Source organism: Actinomadura soli (genome assembly GCF_005889715.1).
In the GTDB taxonomy this organism is placed as follows: domain Bacteria; phylum Actinomycetota; class Actinomycetes; order Streptosporangiales; family Streptosporangiaceae; genus Spirillospora; species Spirillospora soli.
Genome location: NZ_VCKW01000451.1, coordinates 1 through 3854, shown reverse-complemented (window position 1 = coordinate 3854; position 3854 = coordinate 1). Strand labels below are relative to the sequence as shown.

General features: G+C 69.3%; 4 protein-coding genes. All 4 read right to left on the bottom strand.

Annotated elements, in window-relative coordinates:
- Window positions 1-225 precede the first annotated feature (225 nt).
- Window positions 226-1080 carry an STM4011 family radical SAM protein gene (locus tag ETD83_RS40385; protein WP_138650529.1) on the bottom strand — a complete coding sequence of 285 codons (855 nt, stop codon included), beginning with the start codon at window positions 1078-1080 and terminating at the stop codon, window positions 226-228.
- Window positions 1080-2363 (bottom strand): STM4012 family radical SAM protein, encoded by a 1284-nt coding sequence (locus ETD83_RS40380; protein ID WP_230421516.1) that lies wholly within the window; start codon window positions 2361-2363, stop codon window positions 1080-1082. The genes ETD83_RS40385 and ETD83_RS40380 overlap by 1 nt, the downstream gene beginning before the upstream one ends.
- Window positions 2360-3160 (bottom strand): STM4013/SEN3800 family hydrolase, encoded by an 801-nt coding sequence (locus ETD83_RS40375; RefSeq protein WP_171064719.1) that lies wholly within the window; start codon window positions 3158-3160, stop codon window positions 2360-2362. Before ETD83_RS40375 ends, ETD83_RS40380 begins: the two co-directional genes overlap by 4 nt.
- Window positions 3148-3854 (bottom strand): STM4014 family protein (locus ETD83_RS40370; RefSeq protein ID WP_171064718.1); only part of this gene is annotated, 707 nt, incomplete at its 5' end. The genes ETD83_RS40375 and ETD83_RS40370, both read right to left, overlap by 13 nt.

Below are 3854 nucleotides of genomic sequence, written 5' to 3'. Positions count from 1 at the left end.
GTCACCCCGGGCTCCCGCCAAGGTCATCCCCGGGCTCGTGCCTCGGTCACCCCCGGGCTCCCGCCTCAGTCACCCCCGGCTCGCGCCCTCGGTCGGCCCGGGCTGACGCCTCGGGCGGGCCCGGCTGCTGCCTTCCTTGCCAGGCGGCTTGCGCCTTGGTCGTGGTCGGGCGTCCGTTGGCTTGGGCCTTTTCGTCCAGGCCGATGTCGGCGGTGTGCGGGCGGGTCAGGGGTGGGCGAGGAGGGCCGGGATGCGTTCGAGGACGCCTCCCGCGAACGTGTCGTAGAGGCCGAGAGGTTCGAGGTGGACGTAGCCGATGTGGCAGTCGCACGTGTCGAGAGGGCAAGCGCGTGGGGCAAGGGCGTCGCGGAACGAGCCGTCGTAGAGGTTGCCCAGGACGGCGGGCACGAAATGGCAGCGGCGGACGGTGCCGTCGCCGTCCACGGAGACGACGGTGTGGCCCGTCCGGCAGGGGAGGCCGCGGCTGGCGTGCGGGCGGCGGCTCACCGGGAACAGGGGGTCGACGGCGGTCCAGGCGTCGGCCTCGGCGTCGTCGTAGGTGTGTCCTTCGGCGGCGTTGACCCACAGGTACGTCCCGGCGGGCAGGTCGGCGCGGAGTCTCCGGGCGGCCTCCAGGTGTTCGGGCAGGCCGACGATGCCGACGCTGAACCGCACGCCGCGAGCCGCCAGGTCACGGCATTTGCCGAGGAACCGGTCGTACGGCACTTGGCCGGGATGGTAGGTCGCCCAGAGCGCCAAGCGGGTGAGGTTAGCGTCGGCCGTCCACGCCACGCGGTAGCTCAGGTTCGTCTGGATCGCGACCCGCTCGACATGCGGCAAATGGCTCAGGTCGATGAGCGCGCGCCTGTACCAGGACCGGACGACGCCTTCGCCCCACGGTGTGAACAGCACGGAGACGCGGTGGTCTTGCGCCGAGACCCATGCGGTGAAGCGTTCGAGTGCCGCACGGTCGGCGCGGAGCTGTTCGGGGGTGTCGCGGCGCTTGGCGAAGGGGCAGTACGGGCAGTCGTAGTCGCAGCTGGCCAGCGGCCCTCGGTAGAGGATGGTCAGGTGTTCCATCAGCGGGCCTTGTAGGCGGCCATCAGCGCCTGGACGTGCGGTGAGAACAGCGCCGGGCCGATGGCGTCGGAGTAGGCGAGCCCTTCCGGAGTCAGCCGAATGGTGTCGTCGGACGTCTCCAGCCATCCGCGGTCGTGAAACGACGTGAGGTCGGCTGGAAAGTCGTCCAGTGGGTCTGTGTTGAAGCGCGACCGGTAATGGCTTCGATCAACACCGGTCGCTTGCAACAGGGATTGGACGAGGTGCCTGCGGCGGCGCTCGTCGTCGTCCAATTCAAAACCGACGCGGGCTGTGGTGAAGTCGTCCTCGCGCACGTAGTCGTCGATGATGGAGCGCACGAGCCTTGTCTCAACCGCGTATTCGAACGAGTAATGCAAGCGGGACGTGTAGGAACGGGCTCCGCACCCCAGGCCGATCATGCCGTCCGTCTGACAGCAGTATTCGGTGCCGTTGGCGGTGGCAGAAGGCCGGCGGAACATCCGCATCGACACCTGCTCGTAGCCCTCGCCCAAGAGGTGGTCGCGGCCGATCCGGTAGAGGGTGGCGCGCTGGTCGTCCCAGTCCTGCGCGCGATGTTCGAGCCCGGTCTTCGGACGGACGTAGAGGGGGTAAAGGTAGATCTCCTCTGGACGCCAGGCCAGAGCGGCGTTCAGGGAATGTGTCCAGGTCGCGGGTGTCTGGCCGTCGATGCCGTAGATGAGGTCGATGTTGAGGGTCGGAAAACCCACCGCGCGGATGCGGTCCAGCGCTGCCTCGACTTCGGCACGCTTCTGAGGACGGACGGCCGCGCGCGCTTCGTCATCGATGAAGCTCTGGACTCCGATGGAGATCCGGGTCGTCCCTCGTTCGGCGAGCACTGTCAGCCGGTCGGTGGTCGCGGTGGCCGGTGACGTCTCCACGCCCAGCGGGATCGTGCCGAATCCCGGGAACCGTCCGGCGATGTCGCAGAGCCGTTCCAGCTCGGGCGCGGTGAAGTAGGTCGGCGTGCCGCCGCCGAACGCCGCGGTGGCGAACGAGCCCTTGCCGTCCAGGGCGTCCAGGGCGGCGGTTGCCTGCCGGTCGAGCGCGTTCAGGTAGGCGCCGGTCAGTTCTTCGGGGGCGCCAGTGCGGGTGAACAGATTACAGAAGCCGCACCGCATCTCGCAGAAGGGCACATGCATGTAGAGAAAAAGCGAATCGAGCTGCTCACTGGCCCATACATCGCGTAGTGCAGGCGGTGCGGGCAGCGGACGGTAGGCGGTCTTGTGCGGGTATGCGTACACATACGCCTGGTACTGATTCACGACAGAACGAACTCCCTGTATGGGACGGTCCAGACGACCTCGTGGCCGATGCGATGCCCGGTATGGCCGTCCTCGCCGTACGCCGTCCCGTGGTCGGAGCAGACGATGACGAAGCAGGGGCGGCGCATCAGGGAGAACAGCCGGCCGATATGGGCGTCGACATGCCGGAGCGCGGCGGCATGGCTGGCGCGCGTGTCCCCGGCTGAGCGTGTGGCACCGTCCAGGTAGAACCAGTTGGGCTGGTGCAGGGACGCGACGTTCAGCAGCAGGAACAGGCGGCGTTCGGCATGCAGCCGCGTCACGATTTCGGCGACGCGGTCGATCTGGTTGGGCAGCGATTCCGGGTCGGTCACTCCGAACCCGCGCTCCCAGTGGCTCTCGGCGAACAGCGACGGAAGCGCCGACCCGAGCGGTGTCTGCTTGTTGAAGAACCCGACGCCGCCCACGCAGACCGTGTGGTAGCCGACCGCCGCGAGCCCGGACGGCAGGTCGGCGGCGTCGAACGTCCAGGTGCCGTCTGTGCTCGTCTCGCTGCCTGGGAACGTTCCGGCGAACAGACGTGGGTGCCGCCCAGGGGACGCGGGCGTCGGCAGGAACCCGGCGAGCATCGCGGTATGCGCGGCGTAGGTGAAACTGCCCGGGGTGTGGCGGCGTTCCCAGCGGCCTTCTGGGAGAAGCCCGGTCAGCGTAGGCGTCTCCCCGGATGCGGCCAGTTCGGCGGCCACGTCGTAGCGCAGCGTGTCGAGGGTCACCAGCAGCACGTCATGGCTGCCGATGACCCGGTTCATGTCATGCATGGGCGCAACGCGGCTGTGGGTTGGAGGGCGGCTCTGATCTGGGCGGCGTAGGTGTCCAGGCCCTCGGCGGGGCCGCCGTGCAGGCCGGTGAGGCCGGGCAGCAGGTCGCCGAACGCGTTGACTTCGCACACGGCCAGGCGCTTCATCCCCTGGCCGACGAGCAGGTCGACGCCGACCATGAGGCTGCGCGGGAAACAAGCGGCGGCCCGCGCGCACACGTCCAATGCCCGTTGCCAGCCGTTATCCCCAAGCGCGCGCTGCACCGCCCCCAGGTCGCCCCTTGCGCCGCCCAGATGCAGGTTGGTCATCGGGTGGCGGCTCGTCCGGACGACCGCATGCGTGGGTTCACCGCCGATGACGACGACGCGCAGATCGAACACACGGCCGCCGACCGTGGCCTTCGGCAACCAGCGCTCCACGTGGAGGCCGTCCGGCGCGAGCGCGTCGATGAGGGCGGCCACCTCGTCCTCGGTCTCGTAGGTGCCGACGCGCAGCGAGTTGAACAGCCTGTCCCCCGCGATGAACGCCGACGTCACGGCCCGCACCCGGCGCCGCCCCCCGGGACCGGGCGCGGCCTGCAGCGCGACCACCCCGGACGCGGACGAGCCGTGCGCCGGCTTGACGAACACCCGCCGCTCCCCCGCCTCGTCCATCCGCGAACGAAGCGCCGCGTATCCGTCGACCTGCGACAGGG

Coding starts and splice junctions, on each gene's coding strand:
- ETD83_RS40385 (WP_138650529.1), bottom strand. CDS start 1,080: ATGGAACACCTGACCATCCTCTACCGAGGGCCGCTGGCCAGCTGCGAC.
- ETD83_RS40375 (WP_171064719.1), bottom strand. CDS start 3,160: ATGCATGACATGAACCGGGTCATCGGCAGCCATGACGTGCTGCTGGTG.